Annotated in this window: 15 protein-coding genes; 9 read left to right on the plus strand and 6 right to left on the minus strand. The window is 56.0% G+C overall.

Annotation, left to right across the window (positions count from 1 at the left end; all coding sequences use genetic code 11):
- The first annotated feature begins 132 nt into the window (after nt 1-132).
- Complete coding sequence (locus LEP6406_RS0211115; RefSeq protein WP_008312611.1) at nt 133-471, plus strand: DUF565 domain-containing protein; 339 nt, start codon at nt 133-135, stop codon at nt 469-471.
- Between the two features lie 301 nt (nt 472-772).
- Here LEP6406_RS0211115 and LEP6406_RS0211120 read toward each other — a convergent pair whose 3' ends face one another.
- Nucleotides 773-2,395 carry a 2-isopropylmalate synthase gene (locus LEP6406_RS0211120; RefSeq protein WP_008312613.1) on the minus strand — a complete coding sequence of 541 codons (1,623 nt, stop codon included), beginning with the start codon at nt 2,393-2,395 and terminating at the stop codon, nt 773-775.
- 1,192 nt (nt 2,396-3,587) lie between these two features.
- Between LEP6406_RS0211120 and amt the strand changes: the two genes are divergently transcribed.
- The 3 genes from amt (at nt 3,588) to LEP6406_RS0211135 (ending at nt 7,228) form a co-directional block, all read left to right on the plus strand.
- Nucleotides 3,588-6,266, plus strand: coding sequence for an ammonium transporter (gene amt, locus LEP6406_RS0211125; protein WP_008312615.1), 2,679 nt, complete (start codon nt 3,588-3,590; stop codon nt 6,264-6,266).
- An 85-nt stretch (nt 6,267-6,351) separates the two neighbouring features.
- Nucleotides 6,352-6,756: an NIL domain-containing protein gene (locus LEP6406_RS0211130; RefSeq protein ID WP_008312617.1), complete on the plus strand. Its 405-nt coding sequence runs from the start codon at nt 6,352-6,354 to the stop codon at nt 6,754-6,756.
- Between the two features lie 19 nt (nt 6,757-6,775).
- The gene (locus LEP6406_RS0211135) at nt 6,776-7,228 is read left to right on the plus strand and encodes a hypothetical protein (protein WP_008312619.1); all 453 of its coding nucleotides are present in this window, start codon (nt 6,776-6,778) and stop codon (nt 7,226-7,228) included.
- A gap of 135 nt (nt 7,229-7,363) precedes the next feature.
- Here LEP6406_RS0211135 and LEP6406_RS0211140 read toward each other — a convergent pair whose 3' ends face one another.
- Together LEP6406_RS0211140 and LEP6406_RS0211145 are read right to left on the minus strand one after the other, a co-directional pair.
- A complete protein-coding gene (locus LEP6406_RS0211140; RefSeq protein ID WP_008312621.1) occupies nt 7,364-8,182 on the minus strand; it encodes a hypothetical protein in 819 nt (272 codons plus the stop codon).
- 99 nt (nt 8,183-8,281) lie between these two features.
- On the minus strand, nt 8,282-9,370 hold the full coding sequence (locus LEP6406_RS0211145) for a Gfo/Idh/MocA family protein (RefSeq protein WP_008312623.1): 1,089 nt from the start codon (nt 9,368-9,370) through the stop codon (nt 8,282-8,284).
- Nucleotides 9,371-9,801: 431 nt separating this feature from the next.
- Here LEP6406_RS0211145 and LEP6406_RS27610 point away from each other — a divergent pair, with 431 nt between their 5' ends.
- Nucleotides 9,802-12,537, plus strand: coding sequence for a PD-(D/E)XK nuclease family protein (locus tag LEP6406_RS27610; RefSeq protein WP_008312625.1), 2,736 nt, complete (start codon nt 9,802-9,804; stop codon nt 12,535-12,537).
- The gene (locus LEP6406_RS0211155; protein WP_008312627.1) at nt 12,524-15,742 is read left to right on the plus strand and encodes a UvrD-helicase domain-containing protein; all 3,219 of its coding nucleotides are present in this window, start codon (nt 12,524-12,526) and stop codon (nt 15,740-15,742) included. Before LEP6406_RS27610 ends, LEP6406_RS0211155 begins: the two co-directional genes overlap by 14 nt.
- 239 nt (nt 15,743-15,981) lie before the next feature.
- On the opposite strand, the gene LEP6406_RS0211160 is transcribed toward LEP6406_RS0211155, so the two are convergent.
- The 3 genes from LEP6406_RS0211160 to LEP6406_RS0211170 all read right to left on the minus strand — a co-directional run bounded on the left by LEP6406_RS0211160 (nt 15,982) and on the right by LEP6406_RS0211170 (nt 18,945).
- Nucleotides 15,982-17,289 (minus strand): NF041680 family putative transposase, encoded by a 1,308-nt coding sequence (locus LEP6406_RS0211160; protein ID WP_008311722.1) that lies wholly within the window; start codon nt 17,287-17,289, stop codon nt 15,982-15,984.
- A 76-nt stretch (nt 17,290-17,365) separates the two neighbouring features.
- Complete coding sequence (locus LEP6406_RS32820) at nt 17,366-17,503, minus strand: hypothetical protein (protein WP_155834676.1); 138 nt, start codon at nt 17,501-17,503, stop codon at nt 17,366-17,368.
- A gap of 647 nt (nt 17,504-18,150) precedes the next feature.
- Entirely contained in the window at nt 18,151-18,945 is a 795-nt protein-coding gene (locus tag LEP6406_RS0211170) for an IS5 family transposase (protein WP_027268711.1), read from the minus strand.
- Between the two features lie 522 nt (nt 18,946-19,467).
- On the opposite strand from LEP6406_RS0211170, the gene LEP6406_RS33830 reads away from it, so the two are divergent.
- Genes LEP6406_RS33830 through LEP6406_RS0211185 form a run of 3 tightly spaced genes read left to right on the plus strand, consistent with a single transcriptional unit; the run spans nt 19,468 to nt 23,425 of the window.
- On the plus strand, nt 19,468-20,901 hold the full coding sequence (locus LEP6406_RS33830; protein ID WP_202807522.1) for a sensor histidine kinase: 1,434 nt from the start codon (nt 19,468-19,470) through the stop codon (nt 20,899-20,901).
- The gene (locus LEP6406_RS33835; RefSeq protein ID WP_202807523.1) at nt 20,817-21,992 is read left to right on the plus strand and encodes an ATP-binding protein; all 1,176 of its coding nucleotides are present in this window, start codon (nt 20,817-20,819) and stop codon (nt 21,990-21,992) included. Before LEP6406_RS33830 ends, LEP6406_RS33835 begins: the two co-directional genes overlap by 85 nt.
- Complete coding sequence (locus LEP6406_RS0211185) at nt 21,989-23,425, plus strand: hybrid sensor histidine kinase/response regulator (RefSeq protein WP_008310491.1); 1,437 nt, start codon at nt 21,989-21,991, stop codon at nt 23,423-23,425. Before LEP6406_RS33835 ends, LEP6406_RS0211185 begins: the two co-directional genes overlap by 4 nt.
- Nucleotides 23,426-23,701 lie beyond the last annotated feature (276 nt).

A 23,701-nucleotide genomic window follows, 5' to 3' on the forward strand; every position in this document is an offset into this window, starting at 1 on the left:
CATCAACCCGGTACCCTGATTCACTACTCTGAGTCCGATAGCGCCTTGTCAGCGATCTAGCTTCCTAAATCCCCCATTCTGGGGGACTCGGGCTATGGTTATTAACCCAGGATTAGATTTGGGGACAATCCTATGCAGCGGACTCGTCTGGCTACCCTCGTGGACACCCTAGCCAACCAATTTGGGCGGTGGGTGTTTAATCCCTGGCGGCGGCTGTCGTTGGTGATTATTGGTCTGCTGTTTGGCAACTTTTTTGGCATTGCGATCGCATCTATTGCGGGCCAAACAGCAGACCTAGACGTAGTCGTATCAGCCTTTTTACTAGCGGCAGTGGAAATCACAAGCTGGATCGTCTATCGCCGCCCTCGACCTAAGGAAGGCCAATCGAGTTTGCTTCTGGAGGTTTTGAATGCCTTCAAGATTGGCATCACCTACGCCCTGTTTGTAGAAGCCTTCAAACTGGGTAGTTAGGTGAGTTGGAAGCAGAAAGCCGTAGGATGTTTGCCCAGTGGGCTGGGGTTGAATTTTGAGGGTCTTCGACCCGTCAAAATTTTCCTGCCGGAACACTAGTACCGCAGGGCGTAAATCAGCCCACTATCGTGGCACCAGCCCAACCTTTTCCGAAGCCCTAGCCCCCTGGGAGAGGGCTAGGGCTTCGGCGTGAGCTCAGCCGAACGGTGAGGGGCCGAGGTGTACCACGATGAAACAGTCAGAGTATTTGCGCCGCCCGATACTAGTGGCCAGTTACTCCCAGTCCCTAGGCTCCCTGACGCTATAGGGTGGCGGTGGCCAACTCATCTCGCTGGGGGTGGAGGGCTTGACCCGATTGCAGGGTCGTGTAGAGGCGGTTCAGCGCATTCAAGTACGCCTGGGTAGAGGCCACGACGATGTCAGTATTGGCGGCATGGCCGGAGAAGACCTGATTTTCGTGGCGCACCCGAATGGTCACCTCGCCCATGGCATCAATGCCTGCGGTGACGGACTGTACCGAAAACTCGATCAGCTCATTGGGAATATTCACCACCCGGTTCACTGCCTTATACACCGCATCCACGGGACCAGTCCCGGTGGCGGCGTCGGTCAACTCCTGGCCCTCGGGGGTACGGAGGGTGACCGTGGCCGTCGGGCAGGAATGATCACCACAGGAAACCTGGACCAGCTCTAGATGGAAATGCTCGGGAGCCTGTTGGGTTTCATCGTTGACAAGGGCCAAAATGTCCCAGTCAGTGACAGTCTTTTTCTTATCCGCCAAATCTTTGAACCGGACAAAGGCGCGATTGAGATCCTGGTCCCCCAGGTCATGACCCAATTCCTTCAGGCGGCTGCGGAAGGCATTGCGGCCCGAGTGTTTGCCCAGCACAATCTGGTTTTTATTGAGGCCAATGGACTCGGCATCCATGATCTCGTAGGTGAGTTTGTTCTTCAGCACCCCGTCTTGGTGAATGCCGGACTCGTGGGCAAAGGCGTTGGCTCCGACGATGGCCTTGTTGGGCTGGACAAACATCCCGGTCAGGTTGGACACCAGGCGGGAGGTTTGGTAGATCTCCTGGGTATTGATGTGGGTCAAGGGGGCGTCTGATTCTACGGGACGCCCGAGGAAGGGGTTGTAGTAGCTGCGGCGCACATGCATGGCCATGACCAACTCTTCTAGGGCGGCATTTCCGGCCCGTTCGCCGATGCCGTTGATGGTGCATTCCAACTGTCGGGCACCGTTTTTCACCGCCTCTAGGAAGTTGGCGACGGCTAAACCCAGATCATTGTGGCCGTGGACGGAGATGATGGCTTGGTCAATGTTGGGCACGTTGTCGCGAATGCCGCGAATCATGGTGCCAAATTCGCTGGGGGTGAGGTAGCCGACGGTGTCGGGGATGTTGACGGTGGTGGCTCCTGCCGCGATCGCGGCCTCTAGCACCTGATGCATAAAGGCAGGATCGGATCGGCCCGCATCCTCAGGGGAGAATTCCACATCGTCGGTGAAGGTCTTGGCATAGGCCACCATTTCCTTCGTAATGGCCAACACCTCTTCCCGATTCTTGCGCAGTTTGTACTGCATGTGAATGTCAGAGGTGGCGATGAAGGTATGGATGCGGCCCTTGGCAGCCGGTGCGATCGCATTTCCAGCGGCTTCAATATCCTGCTTGGTGGCGCGGGCAAGACCACAGATTACTGGGCCATCTTCAGTCCCCACCTGGTCGGCGATTTTCTGCACCGCCTCGAAGTCACCAGGGCTCGCGAAGGGAAAACCCGCTTCAATGATGTCTACCCCAAGTCGAGCCAGTTGCCGTGCGATCGTGAGCTTTTCATCCACATTTAGGGTGGCACCGGGGGACTGTTCCCCATCACGCAATGTGGTGTCAAAGATTAGGATGCGGTCTGGCTGCGACAGGTTACTCATCGGAATTCACATGGAATAAAGAACTGAGGAAGACAAAATTGTATCGACAGCAACCATTCTAGTTGCCTAACCCGGTGTTGGTACGGATTAGGGCACCAGATACTTGAGGGTTTGGTGACCTAAGGTTAGAAAATCCCCTTCAGAAACGCCCCAGCCTGAGAAACAGGCCCACCTGAGGGCAATTCAGGCAGTGTCGCCCAGGAGAAGAGCAATTCCGATCTCCCCCCTTGGCAAGGGGAGACTAAGGGGGTGATGCCGGGTGTAATCAGCACTCCCCACTCGGATCCAGACTGTATCTGGATCCAAGCCCGATAAAAATCCTACGGATTCTGGGATGAGATCACTGAAGAAAGAAAAATATCTTTGACCTGCCCTTAACGTGGGGAACGCCCAGCCTTAAAGGTTATGTGTCTCCCAAACTGTACAGACTGAACACCAAGACCGGGTCAACCCTTTTAGGATTCATGGTTAACACTAGAGAATCGCAAGATTTATTCCCCAGACCCCAGGAATTCTCTGGCATTTGGGCAGGGCCATCTACCCCGGCCATCCCCATTGAGCAACGAACTGTGCAGCGACGCTTTTGGACTGAAATACCCCCGCTGGTCTGTCTTGTATCTACCCCCATTAGCCCCGGCTTGAGGGTAGCCCAGGGCGTGAGAGTTCGGCGTGAGAGTTCGGCGTGAGCTCAGTCGAACCCTCAACCGAACGGTGAGGGCCAACAGGGTGCGTTATTTCTGCCAGCAAGTACTAGTACAGTAGGGCGTAAATCGGCTCACTATTGTCGCGTCAGCCCAACATTTTCTGGTCCCCTCTCCCATTGGGAGAGGGCTAGGGTGAGGGGCCGAGGTGTACCACGATAGAACGGTTAGGATATTGACGCCGCAGAGTACTAGTTGATTTTGGGCTGAGTCAGGTTTTTCGCGATTTTTTCGCGATCGCAGCGCTTGTCATTGTCACTAGGGGGCGGGATCTGATGCCAGTTTAGGCAGAGTTCTGTAACTGCGGTGGCAGGCTTCAGGGGAAAATCTTCCCCTGATCTGCGGTGAGGGGTCAGAAGATGCACCGTGCTCCCTGGGCAGTATCGATCCTAAATGTCTCGGGCGACCTCAGTTTTGCGGGTTAGTTTTGCGGGTTAATTGTCGTGTTTTTGGGGAGGACTGGGGGCCTGTAGAGCGCCACCGCTATCGGCATGGATAAATCGTCAGTAGATATTCTATGGGTCATTGTTTGCGCCAGCCTAGTGTTCCTGATGCAAGCTGGGTTTCTGTGCCTAGAGGCAGGCTCCACCCGCAGTAAAAACACCATTAACGTCGTCATCAAAAATATCTCCGATGCCGGAGTGTCAGTTCTCTTCTTCTGGCTCTTTGGCTATGGCCTCATGTTTGGCGCTACCCACCTGGGCTGGTGGGGCACCACCAGAATGGCTCCAGAAGTGGGGCAGGGGGAGGTCTGGCCCGTGGCCTTTTTCCTATTCCAGGCCATGTTTTGCAGCACCGCCGTCACCATCGTGTCGGGAGCCGTCGCAGAGCGGATGCGGTTCAACATGTATCTCGCGATCGCGCTTTTGGTATCGGGCCTAATCTATCCCATCTTTGGCCATTGGGCCTGGAACGGTCTCGACAGCAGCCATAGTTTCGGCTGGTTAGGGGCCATAGGCTTCGTGGACTTTGCCGGATCCACCGTAGTCCACAGCGTGGGGGGCTGGGTGTCCCTAGCCGCCGTGATCATCGTCGGTCCCCGCATTGGCCGCTTTTCCCCCAAACGGCGACGGCCCCTCATGGTGGGCTACGACCTCCCCTTAGCTCTACTGGGAGCCCTACTGCTATGGGTGGGCTGGTTCGGTTTCAACGGTGGCAGCGTCCTCGCCCTCAATGACCAAGTACCAGGAATCATCGTCAACACCCTCCTCGCAGGGTCAGCGGGGTTGGTGACACCAATTGTGCTGAACCTTGGACGGCATCGACTGGTGCCCGTCACCGCCGTCATGAACGGTTCACTAGCAGGGTTAGTGGCCATCACCGCCAACTGCCATGTCGTGACAGCAGGAGCATCCATCCTGATTGGAGCCATTGGCAGCCTGTGGATGTTGGCCGCAGAACGGCTACTAGAACGCCTCCACATTGACGATGCCGTGGGAGCCATTCCCGTCCACCTCAGCGCCGGCATCTGGGGCACCTTGGCAGTGGCCATCTTTGGCGATCTCGACCTGATCGGCACTGGGCTCAGCCGTCCTGCCCAACTCGGGACACAGATTCTAGGCATCGGTATGTGTGGAGTCTGGGCCTTTGGCTTCACCTACCTGGTGCTATGGCAGGTCAACCGGCGCTGGCCCCTGCGAGTCCGTCGCAAACATGAGCACATCGGCCTGAACATAGCGGAGCACGGAGCTGTTAGTGACCTAGTGGATCTGTTCAATACCATGCGTCGCCAAGAGCGCACGGGGGATCTGAGCCTGCGAGTACCCGTGGAATTGTTTACCCCGGTAGGCCAGATTGCGGCCCGCTACAACCGCGTCATTGCCGCCCTAGAGCAGGCCCTAGCCCGTACCGACGTGATCGTGGAAAAGGCGATTGAGGCCATCGTCACCGTCTCCCAGCAAGATCTACGGATTCGTTCCGCTAACCCCGCCGTCGCCAAGATCTTTGGCCAGTCGGATCAACAGGTGCAAAACCAGCCCTTAATCACCCTAATCGGCCTAGAATTCGCCGATGGAGAGGAGGAGGAGGCATCGATGCTGCGCGATTTCCTGATCCAGGCCAGTACCGACGGTAGTCCCTATGAAATTTTGGGACGTCGCCGCAGCGGCAGCACCTTTCCTATTGAAGTCACAGTGGCCCGCCTACGCACGGGGCGGGAAAACTGCTACACCCTGATTCTGCGGGACATTACCCTACGGAAACAGGCAGAGGAAGCCCTGCAAGAGGCAGAGGCCAAGGATCTCAAAACCCGCCAGTTAGAAAAGACTCTGAAGGAACTGCAACAAACCCAAATTCAGCTCATCCACAGCGAAAAGATGTCCAGCCTGGGGCAGTTGGTAGCGGGGGTTGCCCACGAGATCAATAACCCCATCAACTTTATCTATGGCAACCTCAGCTATGTAGAGGACTACTTCAAGGACTTGATAGATCTGGTCAATGGCTACCGCGCCGAACTGGTGAACGTCCCCCCCCGGTTGCAATCCAAAACCAAGGCAGTGGATGTGGAATATCTATTGCAGGACTTGCCGAAAATCCTGACATCGATGCGGGGTGGGGCTGAGCGGATTACCGAAATTGTCAAATCCCTACGGGACTTCTCCCACGTGGGGGGCGCAGATCTCAAACAGGTCGATATCCATCAAGGATTAGACAGCACCCTCACCATCCTTGGGGGGCGGCTCAAGGCCAAGGGCAAACAGGTGGAGATTCAAGTGCTGCGAGACTATGGTGATTTGCCCAAGGTGGACTGTTATGTGGGACAACTCAACCAAGTGTTTATGAACCTACTGACCAATGCCATCGACGCCCTAGAGGAAAAGATGGAGTCTTACCCCAGCCGCCCCGATGGGGAACTGGTGGATGAAGCGGGCAAGGTCTTTGTTCCCCAAATTATTCTGCGGACGGAAACGCTGGAGGAGGAGCGAGTCCGCATTCATGTGACGGATAATGGTGTTGGTATTCCCGATCATGTGCAGCGGCGAATGCTAGACCCTTTCTTTACCACCAAGCCAGTGGGCAAGGGCACGGGCTTGGGGATGGCCATCAGCTACCAAATCGTTGTCGATCGCCATCAAGGTCACCTCCAGTGCCTCTCTACGCCGGGGCAGGGCACCCGGTTTGTCATCGAGATTCCGGTGGAACAGCCGGTCACGGCCCCGGCCATGGCTTAAAAGGAGATAGAGAGCAGATCTGCGCAGAGCATTTACGTCGGCCTAGGGGCTAGGCTAGATGCGCCCGGTCTTCCCCCCTTTCCCCATGAAGAAACGTGTCACCCTTACTTTCCCTAAACGCTCCATTCACCAACCCATCACCTATCGGCTGGCCAAGGATTTTAATGTAGCGGCCAATATTATCCGCGCCCAGGTAGCCCCCAATCAGATCGGTAAGCTGGTGGTGGAACTGTCGGGGGATATTGACCAGTTAGGGGAGGCGATAGAGTGGTTACAAGACCAAGACATCAATGTCTCCCAAGCCAGTCGAGAAATTTTGATCGATGAGGAGGTCTGTGTGCACTGCGGTCTCTGCACCGGAGTCTGCCCCTCGCAGGCCCTGAGTCTAGACCCAGAGAGCTTTCGCCTTACCTTTGCGCGATCGCGCTGCATTGTCTGTGAGCAGTGCATTCCCACCTGCCCCGTACAGGCCATTTCCACCAACCTTTGAAGGAACGCGGGAGACTTCCATGCAACGGGTAAATCGGGACAAAATCCGATCCTTTTGGCTGTCTTGGAGTTTGCTGATCCTGGCCTATGGCACCTATGGCCAGCTTCTGCACGGGGTTGGGGCCGAGCAACTTGTGTGGGTCGTGAGTCTGATCTTTGTCGTGGTGAAGGCGGGCATCTTTACCCTCCTCTGGCATCCCACTCGTCGGTTTGTTCTACTGGGCTTTCAGTCCGACATCGGTTATTTGGTCATGGCCCTAATGCTGGCATCCCTGGTGGTGCTGGCGGTGGTGCAGTTTCGAGCCTTTATCTATGTTGTGGTGCTGGTGGCTACCACAATCCTGGTGCGGATCGACTGTCTAACCAAGCAATTGGGGGACCGCCTCACCTTTCTGGCCCTATTGGGTCTTCCCCTGGTGGGGATGGGGCTAAGTTGGCTTTTAAACCAACTGATTATTGAGGTCTCAACGTAAGCCGAGACAATATTGGTTCCGAGGAAATTGGTTCCGAGGAATTCAGGAGCCAGGAGCTTTGTCCCGCTTTGAGTTGAGACCTACCTTAAGCACCGTTCTGCCCCGTGGATGCCTGAAGTATCAGCCATCCACGGGCTATGAAGCCATCTCTGTAGGAACAGCAGTGGCTTCCATGAGGGCAATGACTTGGTCATTGGGCTTGGGGCGATAGCCACCCCGATGGTACTGGTCAAGGTGCCGAAAGAGGGCCACCGGAGCCACAACCCGGCAGCTAAAGAACTCCACCAGAACCGATTCATCCTCTAATACTTTGACCTTGGGGGATAAATCCTGGGGAACTTTACTACGCCACTGCCAAGTTTGCCGACTGGGGACACGATCGATCAGGCGGTGCTGACTCCAGCGACGTAGGTTCCCAGTACGGCCCAGTTCTTTGAACTCTCGGATGAGCAGTGAGGTGGCAATGTAAGAGGCAGGGCTACCGTTGCCCACGATACCGTCCATCACGTGACCCAGGGCTCCCTTGGGGTGGGGCGGGGTGCTGCTGCCAATATCCTCTAGGGCCGCTTCTAGGTGGGCGGTGGTGCTGAGCAGTTCCGGGAGCGCCCAGGTTACGCCCAGCCCCCCCTCGGGGCGGCGCTGGAGGTAGGTCACCAAGCGGATTCCCGGCTTGATACTGAGTCCCGGCAGTTTATACAGAACGGCAGCGGGATCCATGGTGCTGATAAACCACCGCCCTTCGCTGTTGGGGGCTGGAATGGTTTCTTCGGCAAAACTACCGGCGCGAAAGAGATCCCCTAGGGTATCTAGAGAGTCGGGCTCCGGTGGTTCCCCCGCAATCGCACCATTGTTGTCTGCTGCGGGCTGCTGTTCCGATAGGGGCAGCACTAATTTCTTGCGAATATGCTGACTAACCTTTTGAACCGCATCTAGGGAGAACGTTTGCAGAGCCATGGGATAGGGGCAACGGTGAGGGCGGATCTATTTCTTAGTAATCCCCCGGTTGTGGATTGGATAGCATTTGTTTTCGTTCCGTAAAGTAAGGAACCGGGTCTAAAGAATACCGTTTACCCAGCCTCCCTGCTGATGGGATTGGTGGGCAAGGTCCATGAGTCCTTGGGAATAGACTCCTTCCCTAATACTGGGGGCAGTGGCCTTACCCCGGTCAATATCACTGAGCCAGTGATCAACGACTCGAATGAAGGGGGCCAAGCGACCATCCTCGTAGGTTTTGGGAAAGGCAAGGTCGGCGGGGATCTCCAAGACACTAAGGTCTTTCCCCGCTTCAGTGCCATAGAGCTGAAAGCCATGGACGTAGTCCTTGAGGTTATCGCTACCTAGGACCAGTGTGCCGCGATCGCCATAGACTTCCACCCAATGCCCTCGACCACCATAGGCAACAGAACTAATGGTGATCTGGCAGGGGGTCCCGTCCAGCAGTTCCAGCATCAGGGTACAGGTGTCATCCGCATCCACGGGCTTGAGTCCCCCAGTCTCTGGGTCGGGCCGCTGGGGAATGGCGGTGGTGAGCTGGGCACAGAGGCGCTTTACGGGGCCAAACAACCAGGCGATGTAGTCGAAGGTATGGGAGGCAAAGGCTCCTAAAGCTCCCCCCCCTTGGGCCTTCACGGAATACCAACTCCAGGGCCGCTGGGGATCGGCTCGACCCGGCACCATCCAATCCACTTTAATCAGACGCTTTTGGCCCACATAACCTTGGTCCAGTAGGGCGGCAAGGTGCTGCCAGGGGGGGACAAAGCGAAATTCAAAGTCTAGGGTGACGATGCGCTGCTGCTGCGTGGCCAGGGTTTGAATCTGCTGGGCCTCTGTTAGGGAAAGGGCGGTGGGCTTTTCTAGCAGCAGGTGTTTATCGGCCTGGAGGATGGCGGTAGCCATCGTCTGGTGGGTGAAGGGGGGGGTGGCCAGAGTAACGGCATCTACCTCTGGTAGAGCCAAGAGTGCTTCCAGACTATCGCAGGCATGGGGAATCTGGTGGGCAGATGCGATCGCACGGGCTTTCTCTAAATGGCGATGGTAGACCGCCACCACGTCAGTACGGTGGTGGGCTTGCAACCCTGGAATATGTATCTTTTGCCCAAACCCCGTACCCACGACGGCGACGCCCAGCGATGAAGCTGCCATGGCCGATCCTCCTTTGCTATGCCCATGCCCTCCCAGGGTAATGGGTTAAGAGAACCGCCCACAACTACCCAAGGGACTACCATGTATCTACCTTGTATACATAAGTCCTGAAACCCTTGCGGACAGGGCTTGCCTCACCCTTTCCTGCGGAGTGCTTCGTGAACGGGACGCGCAGTAGACGCGAAGCGGCTTCTCGAAGAGTAGCTTTACATCCCCCTTTCTTGAATGCCGTTAGGCTATCCCCGTCTCCCGTTGGCTTCGACTCCGCTCAGCCAACGGGAGATGGGGCCGGAAAGAAAAGGGCGTGCCGATCTCTCCCCTTGGCAAGGGGGGATTAAGGGGGATCATGCAGGTATTGGGGTGTACGGCTAGCACAGCGGTGGTCTGACCGGGTTACAGCCGCAGACTGGAAAAATGAGGGAGAAACGGGCATGGCAAGATTTGTTCTAACCCATAGCAATGGCTATGCCACCGCCCTGGACTGGTCAAAGCGCTTTGGCCATCACATCGTTACCCCATCCCAGATGGCGGCTAGGGCACTGCATGCGCCCCACCAGGCGCTTCATCGGTTGGCGATCAAGGCCGTAGAATCTGGGGGGCAGAAAATCGCCTCTGACCGCACCGTTCAACGGCTGTTTCGTCAGGTGGTGCAAGAGATTATGCAGCCGGTGGATGGGCTGGGTACGGCGAGGGTTTGGCTGTCGGGGGTGCGATCGCACCTGCAAAGCAGCCCCAATCTCTCTGGGGTGACTGGGGGATCTCCCCGCACTGCCCAGCTTCTCGACGTAGCCAGAGCCTATCAAAATGCCTTGCTTGAGGAAGGGTTCATCGATGGGGCAGAGCTCTACTGGCGAGCTGCCGATAGGGACGTTACGCCCCAGCCGGTGTTCATTTACGGCTACTTTCAGCCCCGACCCGATGAACTGGCCTGGATCAATGCCCTAGCCGCTGACGAGAGTGCCCTGGTCTTGCCCGTAGCGAATTTGCCGCTGTTTGGGGATAGTCAAGCCTCGGTGGAATGGCTGGTAAAGCAGGGTTGGCAAGTCATGGATGAAGCCGATCAGAGCCAGAGTCTAGGGGAATCCCTGAGTCAGGTTTTCTGCGCCATCAGAACCCCAGCTTCCAGAGACCGGGTTTCTAAGCTAATGTCTGCCGAACCCGACGACACCCACCGCCAGCAACCCGGTCTCTCTGTGGCCCCGATCGCCCATGCCTACAGCACCCAGGAAGCAGAGGCGCGGGGAACCCTGGCCCAAGTTAAAGCACTGCTCAACAGCGGCACCCCGGCCCGCGACATCGCCATCGTCGCCAGGGACGAAGTTGCCTATGGCCCCAAGCTGATTGATATTGCTTGGGAATACGGCCTACCCCTGCGGGCGCTTTACCAGACTCCGCTACTGAGCACCCGCTTGGGAGTCTGGCTGAGCTTGCTGATGGAGGTGCTAGACACCAAGTTTCCCTTTGAGGCAACAGCCCGGTTACTCAGCCATCCCTTAGCCAGCAACCCCGATCGCGACTTTTGGGCCACGGTGCGGCGACAGCATCCCCAGGGCTTCGCCCCCTGGAAAACCCTGGCCCAAGACCACCTTGATCTGGATCTCGACCTCCTGGCCCAGATTAACCAAGTCCGCCGCCGCGACACCTGGGTAGAGCTGTGGCAGCGCATTCTGGGACGGTTTGACCTGCGCCGCCGCTGCGCCCGCTGGGCCAGAGAGATTGTCGCCTTTAACACCCTCGGCAATGCCTTGGCGGAACTGGCTAAACCCGAAGCAGAGATCCTTCCCTGGGACGACTTTCGCCAGGAGTTGCGGGATTTGCTAGACCGTTTGACCGTACCCGCCCAGCCTGGTCGCGGCGGTGTTGAGCTGCACAGTCCCGCTGCGGTCGCGGGAGCCCGGTACAGCCACGTTTTTGTCATTGGTATGGCCGAGGGGGTGCTGCCCGCCCCCATTGACAACCACCCCCTGCTGGATTTCTTTGAGCGCCAGCAGCTCCGCAGCCAGGGCATGGTTCTGCCTAGCGCTGCGGAGCTGGCGCGGCGAGAATCCCTGGGGTTCTACTTTTTGCTGCAAACGGTGACGGTGGCGGTGGTGTTTTCCTATGGGCAGCTCAAAGATCGTCAGGAGCGCCTGCCTAGCCCTTACCTGGATCAACTGGGTCTGGAGCTGAGTGAACCGCCTGGGGCCGCGATCGCGAGTCCCGAAGAACTGCGCCGGGTCAGCCTGCGCCACCCCGCCTCGCCCGAAGATGCGGTATTGCCCCATGCCGCCCATGCCCTCAGGGTTGAGCAAGATCGAGAAGGCTCTGGCCTTGCCAATGAGTACGACGGCGTGGTGGGCATTCCCTTTGACTATGCTGACTGGCCTTTTAGCGTGTCGCAGTTGCGGAACCTGGGCCAATGCCCCTTTAAGTGGTTTGCCGATAAGCTGCTGAAGCTGGGGCCACCGGAAGAAATTGAGGAAGATCTCAGCCCCAGCCAGATTGGACAGCTTTATCACCGTGTGTTGGAGCTGGTTTTGACCCAGCTTCAGGAGAATCCAGCCCTGGAGCTAGCTGATCCGGTGGTGTTGCAGGAAGCCTTTGCGATCGCAGAATCCGAAATCATCCCCCCTAACCTGCCCGCCTGGGAGCTACGCCGCGACGAGCACCTGCGGATCCTCGCCCTGACGCTGCAAGACCCCAGCTTTTTACCCACTGGGGCAGCCCCCGTTTTGCTGGAGGGCGATTTTGCCGGGGAGTGGTACGACCTGAAGGTGCGGGGTCGCATCGACCGGATTGACCGCACCGAGGCGGGGCTGGTGCTGATTGACTACAAAACCGGAAAAAGTCGCCCCACCGGGATCAAAGACCACACCGGCAAAGCCTGTATCGACCTCCAGCTACCGCTTTACCAGGAAGCCGCTGGGCCAGCCCTATTTCCTGGTGAGTCTGTATCGACGGCCTACTACTATTCCATTCGCGGCAGGCAAAAGATTGCCCTTTCCTCCAAGGCCCCCCAGCACCAGCTACCCGATGCCATCGATCGCTGCAAGTCCCATTTAGAGACGGGGCACTATCCGGTACAGCCTGACACCGACCAATCGGCCTGTGTCTACTGCGATTTTGATGCTCTGTGTCGCCAGGGCGATCGGCTGAGTCGTAAGGAGATTACCCATGGGACTGACTGAACAGCAAGAACGCGCCGCCCACAGTCCTGGCAGTGTTGCTGTCACCGCCGGAGCGGGCACCGGCAAAACCCACATGCTCTCCGAGCGCTATCGGTACTTTTTGCAGCAGGGCTTTTCGCCCCTACAAATTGTGGCGGTCACCTTTACCGAAAAAGCGGCAGCGGAACTGCGATCGCGCATCCGCGCCACCATCGCTGCCGACCTGGGCCATAGCCCCGACCTGCTGGCCGAGCTGGAAGCCGCCCAAATCAGCACCTTCCACGCCCTGGCCGCCCGTATCTGCCGCGAACACTACGACACAGCCCATGTGCCCCCCGACTTTGCCGTGCAGGATGAGCTAGAAAGTCCTCTCTGGCAGGCCGATGTCTTTGCCGATGCCCTAGCCCAACTGCCCAGCCCCTTCTACTTGGGCATTCCCTACTCTCTGATGCGAGAGGTGCTGGGGAGTTTGCTGAAGGATCCCCTCAGCGCAGCCCAGGCCCTAGAGAAAGGCCGCGACGATTGGCTGCCTTGGGTAGACCGGATTCGTCTACAAGCCCTAGAGACCTTTCTGTCTGACCCCATCTGGCTCAGCAGCAAACAGATCCTGCAAGCCTATGCCGCCCCCGGCGACAAGCTGGAGGAGCATCGGTTGGCGGCATTGGGCGCGATCTCATCCCTAGAGCAAGGTCACGACCTCGCCCCGGCGCTAGCTGCCCTCACTGGTCTCAAAATCAACGTCGGCAGTCAGAAAAACTGGGGCGGCAAAGAAGCCCTCGCCGAGGTAAAAAGGGCGCTCTCAACCCTGCGCGACCTAGCGCGGGAGGCCATAAAAACGGGCCTGATCGCCCTGGAGCCCAACGACTTTGACGACCAGACCGATGCCCTGCTCCCCAACCTGCGCGGAGCCTTTGCCTGGGTGCGAGACTTTCTCCAAGAGGCCAAATACCAGCAGCGGGTTTTGGATTTCAACGATCTAGAAATCCACGCCCTGCAAGCTCTGGCAGACCCAGCGGTGCAGCACTACTACGCCCAGCGCTGGCAGGTGTTTCTGATTGACGAGTTTCAAGACACCAACCCCACCCAGGGGCAGCTCTTAGCACAGCTCACCGCCAACGCCACCCTCACCATCGTCGGCGATGTCAAACAGTCGATCTACGGCTTCCGGCGGGCGGATGTGCGGGTTTTCCAAGACTGGCAGGCCCGCATTCACACCAGCGATGCCCCCATCGAACTCAGCACCAGCTTTCGCACCCATCAAGCCCTGATCAATCAAATCAACCAGGTGTTTGCCCCCGTTCTCGCTGACCTCCACCAGCCCCTGGATGCCCATCGCCAGGAAACCCTAGCGCCCACTCCAGAAATTCAGCTCTACACCGTAACGGTGGATGATGGCTACAAAGATGATAAAAGCATCGACACCACTGCTGAACCCTGCCGCCGTGTAGAGGCCCAGAAAATTGCCGACCTGGTTAAGTCGATGCTGGATGACAAAATTTTGGTGCAGGACAAACCCAGTAACAGTCTGCGACCGATCCGCTACGGTGACATCGCGGTTCTGTCGCGTACCTGGGGGCCACTGGAGCTGTATGGAACTGCGATCGCAGCCCGAGACATTCCTATTTTGCAGGCTGGGGGGGGCAACCTGCTCGACACCCGCGAAGCCAAAGATGCCTGGGCGATGCTGCGGTTTTTGGCCGACCCCACCGATAGCTTGGCCCTAGCGGCGGTGCTGCGCAGCCCCTTCTTTGCGGTTAGCGACACCATCCTCTACGCCTTGGCCCAGTCCTTGCCTGAGAAAATCACCTGGTGGAAATACCTGGGCACCAGTACCGATCCTGCTCTGATCCGTCCTCGGGACATTTTGGCTGAGCTGCTGCTGGCCCGCCGCACCGAAGCGCCGACCCGGTTGCTGCAACTGTGCGATCGCAGTACGGGCTATACCGCCGTCATCGCCAACCTGCCCGGTGCCGATCGCCGACTGGCGGACTGGCAGGGCTTTGGGGAACTGGTGCGATCGCTGGAAGCAGGCAGCTTCGACGTGCTGGCCGTCATCCGTCGCCTCCAGCGCCTTCAGGCGGCGGAAGTCAGCATTCCTCGCCCTGCCTTGGCCGGGGGCGATGCCGTCAGCCTAATGACGATCCACGGTGCCAAGGGGCTGGAGTGGCCGGTGGTAATCGTGCCCGACCTGGCCCGCCAGTCTCCCCCAGACTCGCCCCTGGTGCGCTTTGATCCAGCCCTGGGGGTGGCCCTCAAGCTAGAAGATGAAGACGGCGAGCGGCAAAAGTCGGCCCTCTACACCCTGCTAGAGCAACGCCAAAAGGTCGATGAGCGAGAAGAGAGCAAACGGGTGCTCTATGTGGCCCTGACTCGGGCACGCGATCGCCTCATCCTCACCGCCGCCAAACCCGCTGGGGGTGGCCTCGACATTTTGCAACCTGGGCTAGAGGGGCTGATTACCCCATCCCCCATCCCCTTTGCGCCAGAACTGGCCCAGCCCGTTGCCCCGGTAGATCCAGCCATTCCCGATCTACCCGACCAGATCATGCTCTACCCCGCCAGGGCAGGTTTTGCCGAACTCCCCGTTACCGCTCTCAGCGACTACGCCATCTGTCCCCTGCGGTTTAAGTTTCGCTATGTGGATGGCCACCCCGGCTACACCAGCGGCGATGGTATTCCCAATCTGGCCATGGAAATCGGTCAGCTCACCCACAAAGCCCTGGAACTGGCCATTGACCAGGCCGAAACCCTGGCCCCCTACGCCCCCTACCTACCGCCAACTGCGATCGCAGAAGCGCTGTCCCTTGCCCAAGCCTTTCGCCACTCCCCGGTCTATGCCGCCCATCGGGCCGGGGCGACCCATTGGGAACACCCGGTTTCACTCACCCTAGGCGACCTCACCCTCAACGGCGTGGTGGATTTGGTGGGCGACGACTTTGTGCTGGATTTCAAAACTGACCAGGTGATGCATCCCGAACACCACCAGTTTCAGCTCTGGGCCTACAGCCGCGCCACGGGAAAACCTCAGGCCCATATCGCCTACCTGCGTCACGACTATCTGCATTCCCTGAGTTCCAGTACCCTACAGACCATTGACCAAGAAGCAAACGCCCTAGTGGAACGCCTAATGAGCGGCGACTTTACCCCCCAAGCTACCCAGCACAACTGCGGGATTTGCCCTTACAGAGAGGTGTGCAACGAGGCATTTGAGAGGGCAACCCCCTGATTGTGACAGTGCCGTTTTCAGCAACCACAGCCTCAAATTTGCAAGCATTCATCAATTAATTGATTGATTAATGTCCTCTCCTACAGAGGCAGCGGAATCTGTCATGGGGTTTCTATCAAATTAGAATTAGCTCGCCCGAATTAAGCAATCTTATCTAGCTCATTGGAGTTTAGACTAAGGCAAATTTTCTCCCTGAGGATAGGGAGAGAAGAAATAGCGATTTGAGGGCGATCGGAGAGCTAAGCGACCGTTTGCGACGTTTTTTTGGGTCGACTAGGGCGTTTTCTGACCGTGGGATAGCGAGGTTTGCGGTTACGGTTTTGACCTTTGGGCCACCCAGGGGACTTTCCACGGGGTTTGGGAGCCTGGGCGGGAGAGCCCAACCGGGCTAAAAGTGAGGCAATGGAATCAGCGACCCGTCCGGGGGTAAGGATAGGCAGCTTTTTCTGCCAGGGCAGAGGGGCATCCTGCACAAGGTCTCGGGCGAGCCAGAGTTGCCAGGTGGCCAAGGGCATCAGATCGCTCCAGCGCTCGGCGGCTTTGGGTTCACCGAGTTTGGGCACCATCCAGTGAAGGCGCTGCTTCAAGAATCGGTACCAGTGCTCTAGGGCAAAGCGTCGCAGGTAGCGTTGCCAGAGGTGCTCAAGGTCGGGCATCGTGTCGCCGACCCAGACTAACCACAAGGGGCGAATCGAGCGGGGCTGGCCGTCCTCACCAAGACGTTGAACCTGAATCAGGGTCATGGGATGCGGGGCGGCTTGGCGAAAATGCATCTGGTGCCAAGCGCGCACCCGCACAGCACCCAATTTCGGATCCACAACCGTCAGGTCTTGGTTAGGCTCTGGCCAGGTTGCGGGGTCATTAGGCTTGAAACAGTCGCCATGAACTCGGGGCCGTCCCCGACCTGAATAGGGGGGCGGGGCACCCCAGAGATTGCGGTTAGAGCGCAGACGCATCAGCTTGTCGGCCTTAATGTCCGCTGTTTTCAGCACAAAGCTGGCACAGCCATATTCGCTATCCCATAGGCTCAGCGGACGATGGGGTAAGGACTGGCACACTTGTCTGAGTTGAAAGGCGGCTAAGCTAATCGGGCTCTCCCAACTGGTGATCCGCTCATGGCGTAGGGGCAGCGCCCAACTGCCTTCGGCTTCAGGAACCCACGCTAAGGTGCTATACCCTTGACCTAGACTCACCGGACCTAAACTCCCGCCCCCATTGGCCTGATGCTCATGGGTGCGCTCCCGTAACCGTTTCGCCTCTGGCCGTGGCCATCCGGTATGGTCTCCCGCTAGCACAATCGGGCCATCGCTCGGGAGCTGCTCCAGATAGAGGCGCATCAGCCGTTGCCGTTGCGGGCGACTATCTTGCAGGGCCTCATAAGCACTCGGCCACTTTCGTCGAAATAGCGGGGACTGCGAGAGTTCCACAAAGCTAGAGAGATGACGGCTGGTCAGCACCGCATCAACGAGTTCAAAGGTTGCGTCGCGTGCCCGGCCCAGATACTTATGGGCGCGGTGCCGGAATCCATACAAGCTATCGTAAGTCATAGGCCGGTGCCGAGATGGGTTGTACTTTCTCAGCTTCGGCTAAAAAGCGGCCCGAGCCTTGCTCTGCCGCTTTTTTCTATGGCTTTAGTCTAAACTCCAGTAGCTCAGGAATATGCAGGGAATTGCCATCTAGAACCTTGATACTGTCAGAAACGTCGTTAATCTGAAGTTCTCTAATAAATCGCTTGATAAAGTAGCCAATGGCTTCTGCCATTAGCGTTTTCAGGGCTTTGGCATTGAGTCGGCGGTATCTCCAGCTTGGAAGGGCAAGCCCATGATTAGGACGATACAGAGCTGGGGCTACTAGCTACGGTGTACCCAGTGGCCAGGTTGTCTCCCTCCGGGAGCAAGCCCGATCAGCGGAGCGGGTACGTTATTTTCCTGTGAGTCCCTGGGCGGGTAATGGCAGCCCGATCGCCAGAAAATATCCCCCTGCATTCGGCTGCGGCCCCCTTCTCCCAGAAAAGGAGAAGGGGCTGGGGGATGTAGAGCTACTCTTCGAGAAGCCGCTTCACGTCTAGTACGCTTCCCGTTCGCGAAGCGCTCCGCAGGAAAAGGTGGGAGCAGGACTACAACGTAGTCAGGCCAGAACTTTGCGCTTAAGTTGGCACTAGTGACGGCTGTGCGCCCTCAGGGATGTCTGCACCCTTTGCAACCAGCCTCTAAAATCACTTTTCTCTTCACACTTCCTTTAAAATTTGGACTTAATACTGAGGAAGTCTTCATGACCCAGAATCCCATAATTCATAACCTGTGATTGCGAAGGATCTGCGATCTTCTGGCAACTTTGGGAATACTCTAAAATATGAATGATAGTATGAATCTTAGAGGGTGTCTGAAAAGCTGGAATGTAGGTATGAATTAGCACGTTAGTCGCCTTAACATGACTCGAATATTGGCCACATAAATCCATGCCTCAGCGGTCTCTGGTAGGCGCTCATAGTCTTTACTCAAGCGGCGGCAAAAAGTAAACCAGCCAAATGTGCGCTCCACCACCCACCGCTTGGGTAACAGCACAAATCCCTGCGCACAGTCGGGGCGCTTGATCACCTCAATCACCCATCGAAAGCGGTCCATGATCTCTTTCATGAAATCGTTACCGCTATATCCCCCATCAACCCAAATGACACACAGGCGAGTGAACCACTGACTAACCTGATGCATTTTTTCTAGCACCTTTCGTGCGCCATCCCGCTCAGGGAGACTCGCTGCGGTAACCACAACCATCAGCACTAAACCCATTGTGTCGACCACCACGTTTCGCTTCCGACCTTTGACCTTTTTGTTTGCATCGAAGCCGACCGACTCCGAAATGTAGACATCGCTGTTCACCGACTGACTATCCATCACCGCTGCACTGGGAGACGCTTCGCGCCCCTCCGTTAACCGCACCAACTCCCGCAATCGGTGATTGATGTGTTCCCACACCCCATCATTGCGCCATTGGCGAAAATAATGGTAGACCGTTTTGGCCTTCGGGAAATCATGGGGTAAGCACCGCCACTTGGTGCTATTGTCCAGAACGTACAGAATCGCATTGACCACTTCTCGCATATCCGTGCTCCGAGGTCGTCCACCAGGCTTCGCCGGAGGAATCAAGAGAGAGAGAATATCCCATTGTTCATCAGTCAAATCGGTGGGGTAGGATAATCGCATTGCCCTCAAAAACCCTATCAAGTGTACTTACTGACTGATAGAGTAGCGTTTTTGAGGGCCTTTCTACTTCTCAGACACCCTCTTAATCAGATCAGGTGGACACTGCTTAGTAAGAGGCTGTTTGAGAAGCATCCAATTCCATGCTGTTCGCGAAGCGACTCCGAAGGAGTAATGGAGCGATAGCGTAGTGAAGCATCTCGACGTGGAGGCTCAAAGCCTAGATTCTACGTTCCGCTTCGCCATCTTCGGAATAACCAATGTGACTTTTAAGGCATCCTCTAAAGCAACGTCAATTCCGTCGATACTGATCCCTTTTAATGTTGCAAGGATCCCACCCATAAAAACCTCAATAAAAAGCCTTGTCTAACGTCAATACTTACCTGCTTGAATGGCATTAATTTGGCGTTAATCATCGTTTTGGCCACTCAGACCGAGCAAGCGTAGCCCCAGGAAACCGTAGCCCTTGTGTAACAAGGTTTTAGAGTTCAATAGTTCAGACAAACTATCCATGGTGGGTCGTAGATGGCAGAAACAATGACAGGGGTCATTAATTTCAACTCCAGAAAAACAGCAAAATCCATGAAGAAGCAATTAAATCAGAGCCTACAGAGCACGTCACCAACTCACCCATTCTCTCCCAGAATGCTGACACGCTTGATTGTCGTAGGAAGCACTTTAGTTGTGGGAATTGCCGCTTACTTTAGCTATCAAGTAGGGCGAAACGCCATGCTCGAAAACCTAGAGCAAACCGCTTTCTTAAAGGTAAATCGCGGCGCTGATGAGATCGACAAATGGATTGCGATAAGAAAATCTGAAACAGAATCAATTGCACGATTGCCGATTAATCAAACGATGGATTGGCAAGCTATAGCGCCTTATTTTGAGGAGGAGAATCGTCGCCTGGATGGCTTTGAACCGTTACTTGGAATTATCGACGAAGAGGGGGAGTTCTTCAACCTGCTGAGAGGTCAGACAGATATTAACTTAAGGGATCGCCTGCACTTTAAGCGAGGCATGTCTGGTAAATCCACGGTCATGGATCCAATGCTTTCACGGGTTAACGGCAGGCATATTATTGTGTTCGCTGCACCGATTTGGTCGAAGCCGGGAGAGGATGGATTGCAAAAACCGATTGGTGTGATTAATGCTCCAATTGGGATTGAAAAGATTACGCAGATTGTGCAGAGACTTGAGTACGGTCGCGGCAGTTATGCATTTGCACTGAATTCCAAAGGCGAAGCGATCGCACATCCTAATTCAACCCTCATGTCTACAATCGAAAAGCCTGCGCCTAGCCTGGTAGAGTCTGAGGATTCAGGACTAGCGCTCATTGCCCAATCCATGGTGGAGAAGAAACAAGGAATTCAAAAGATCAAGATTGAAGGCATTAGCAAATACGTTGCTTTTCTGCCATTAAAAGAAGCTGATTGGTCGGTTGCATTGGTTATTCCACGTGAAAACATTGAATCCCAATTGCGGCTTCTGGATGGAGTTGCCATTGTTGCTCTTGTCCTTGCAGGAGCCCTGATCGGCGTGATGGTCTATGTCCAATCCTCAGAACAAGCGCAACTCAAACGCTCAAAGCTAGCTGCCGATGCCGCCAACCAGGCAAAGAGCGAATTCCTCGCCAACATGAGCCACGAACTGCGGACGCCCCTCAACGGTATTTTGGGCTACGCCCAAACTCTGGCACGCTCCAAATCCCTTAACAGTCAAGAGCGGCGTGGAGTAGACATTATCTACCAGTGTGGGCAACATCTGTTGACGCTGATCAATGATGTCCTCGACATCTCCAAAATTGAGGCGGGCCGTATGGAAATCCTGCCTGTAGATATCCACTTCCCCTCTTTCCTTCAGGGTATTGTGGAAATTTGCAGCATTCGCGCCGAAGAAAAAGGCAAGGCATTGACTTTCTCTATCAGCCTTCCGAAACCCTACCCCAAGGGGTGCTGGTAGATGAAAAGCGACTGCGCCAGATACTCATCAATCTGTTAGGCAATGCAGTCAAGTTCACGAAAACGGGCAGCGTCACCTTCTCCGTCGATATCACGGAGACGATTGCAATGGATGCCACGCCTCGCCATCGCATCCGGTTCCACGTCCAAGACACAGGGGTTGGGATTCAGCCCGACCAACTGGAGCAAATCTTCCAACCCTTTGAGCAGGTGGGTTCTGTGACCCAGCGCAAAGGGGGAACGGGGCTGGGGCTAGCCATCAGCCAAAAAATCGTCGAAAAGATGGGCGGCAAGATCCAGGTGCAAAGCCAACTGGGGATGGGCAGTGTCTTTTGGTTTGATCTGGAGGTGCCGGAGGCTAAGGAATGGGGCGCGATCGCCAAACGCACCGAATATGGCCTAATCACGGGCTATCAGGGAGAGCCCAAAACCATCCTCATCGCAGACGACAAATGGGAAAATCGCTCGGTCATTGCCAGCCTGCTCACGCCCTTGGGCTTCCAGGTGATTGAAGCCACCGATGGCAAAGCCGCCTTCGACAAGATTCTCTCAACGTCGGTCAATCTGTTGATTACTGACTTAGACATGCCAGAAATGGACGGCTATGAGCTGGTACAGCGGGTTCGTCAACAGCCGGAACTGAAATCGCTGGCGGTGATGGTGTCCTCAGCTAGCGTGTTTGATGCCGACCAGCAGCAAAGTCTGGAATCGGGAGCCGATGCCTTTATCCCGAAACCGGTGGAGGCGGAGGCATTATTTGACCAGTTGCAACGCCTCTTAGGGTTAACTTGGGCCTATGAAGATACCCCAGAGTCTTTACCCGGTGGAGCCGCAAGCGTATCCACAGCCAATGCAGCAAAGGCCAACGATCCCGAAAACTGGGCACTTCCCTCCGAGGAAATAGTGGCTATGCTCTATGACTTGGCCCTGCAGGGCAACTTAAAAGGAATCATGCAGCAAGCAGAGGCTCTCGCTTCTCAAGAGGCCGACCTAAAACCCTTTGCCCACCACCTGCAAACCCTGGCGCGCAGTTTCCAGGAAAAACAAATCCTCGTGTTCCTTCAGCAGTCTCAAGCCCGTAACGCCCTATGATCCTTGCTACTCAGCCCCCTGTTTCCTATCAGAACACCCCCTTCCAAAGCGCCATTCTGATCGTCGATGACAACCCCGCTAACCTTAGTGTGCTGTTCGACTGCCTCGACCAGGCTGGGTTTGAAGTGCTGGTGGCTCAGGATGGAGAAAGCGCCTTGCAAAAGGCGACCTATCGGGTACCCAATCTGGTGTTGTTGGATGTCATGATGCCAGGGATCGATGGGTTTGAAACCTGCCGTCGGCTCAAGGCCAATGCTTTGACCCAAGATATTCCCGTCATTTTTATGACGGCCCTGTCGGACACGAGCGATAAGGTGAAGGGGCTGTCGGTGGGGGCAGTGGACTACGTGACCAAACCCTTTCAACAGGAGGAGGTGCTTGCCCGTATTGCTGTTCACCTGCGAATTCAACACCTGACGCAAACCCTCGCCCAGCAAAATGAGCAGTTGCAGCAGGAGGTACGCGATCGCGAGGCGGCCCAACAGGCGCTCTACGTGGCCAACCAAGCGTTAGAACAAACGGTGGCAGAGCGCACCCGCGAACTGCAAGACACCATCGCTCAATTGCGTGACACCCTTCAAACCCTGAAGAATACGCAGATGCAGATGATTCAAGCGGAAAAGATGGCAGGTCTGGGTCAGTTGGTTGCGGGAATTGCCCACGAAATCAATAATCCGGTTAACTTCATTCACGGCAACTTGGCCCCTGCGAAGGAGTACCTCGATCGCTTGGTAGAACTCATCACGCTCTACCAACGTCATTACCCCCAGCCCAGTCCAGAAATCATCGCTTGGGCAGAGGAGAACGACCTGGAATTTGTTGCGGAGGATTTACCACGACTTCTGCGTTCCATGCAGGTTGGAGCGGAGCGCATTCGGGCGATTGTGGTGGCGCTGCGCAATTTCTCTCGTATGGATGAGGCAGAGCAGAAGGCCGTTGATATTCATGACGGCATCGACAGCACCCTGATGATTTTGCAGAATCGCATTAAGGGTCGTGGTGATCGCCCCAAAGTCGAAATCGTGAAGGACTATGGCCTCCTGCCCCCGGTGGAATGTTGCCCTGGCCCGCTAAACCAGGTGTTTATGAATTTACTGAGCAACGCGATCGATGCAGTAGAAGAGGCATACCCGAGCCTCCAAACCCAGCCGCGCATTACTATTCGCACAATGACGTCGGCAGACACGGTGCACATCACCATTACCGATAATGGACGAGGGGTTCCTCCCCATCTGCAAGTGCGTATCTTCGATCCCTTTTTCACAACAAAACCCATTGGCAAAGGAACGGGCATGGGCCTCTCGATCAGTCACCAAATTGTAACGGAGAACCATTGCGGCACTCTCCGGTGTGAGTCGGTCGAGGGAGAGGGGACAACGTTTCTCTTGACGCTGCCCATTCGACGGGGTGGGACATTTGCTGTACAGCCCTAAGGCGCGTGGATGATTAACCAGGAAACCTTTGCGAGCTAGGCATGACCATGCCCGCCCTACTGACTCAAGCTAGGGGCTGTAACCGCCCCATATAGAAGAGTCAAAAATGCGATCGCAACGCACATTTCAAAAACTAAAGATACATAAAGAATACAACCCAAAAATATTGTTTATCAATATCAGATTTCATCACCTAAGTATAATTATTTTGTAAGGAATATGAATTGGTAGCGCAGGCTCTTTATTCTCAGCACTGTAAGGGGTTTGCGTTTGTGA

It is taken from the genome of Leptolyngbya sp. PCC 6406 (assembly GCF_000332095.2).
In the GTDB taxonomy this organism is placed as follows: Bacteria; Cyanobacteriota; Cyanobacteriia; order Phormidesmidales; family Phormidesmidaceae; genus PCC-6406.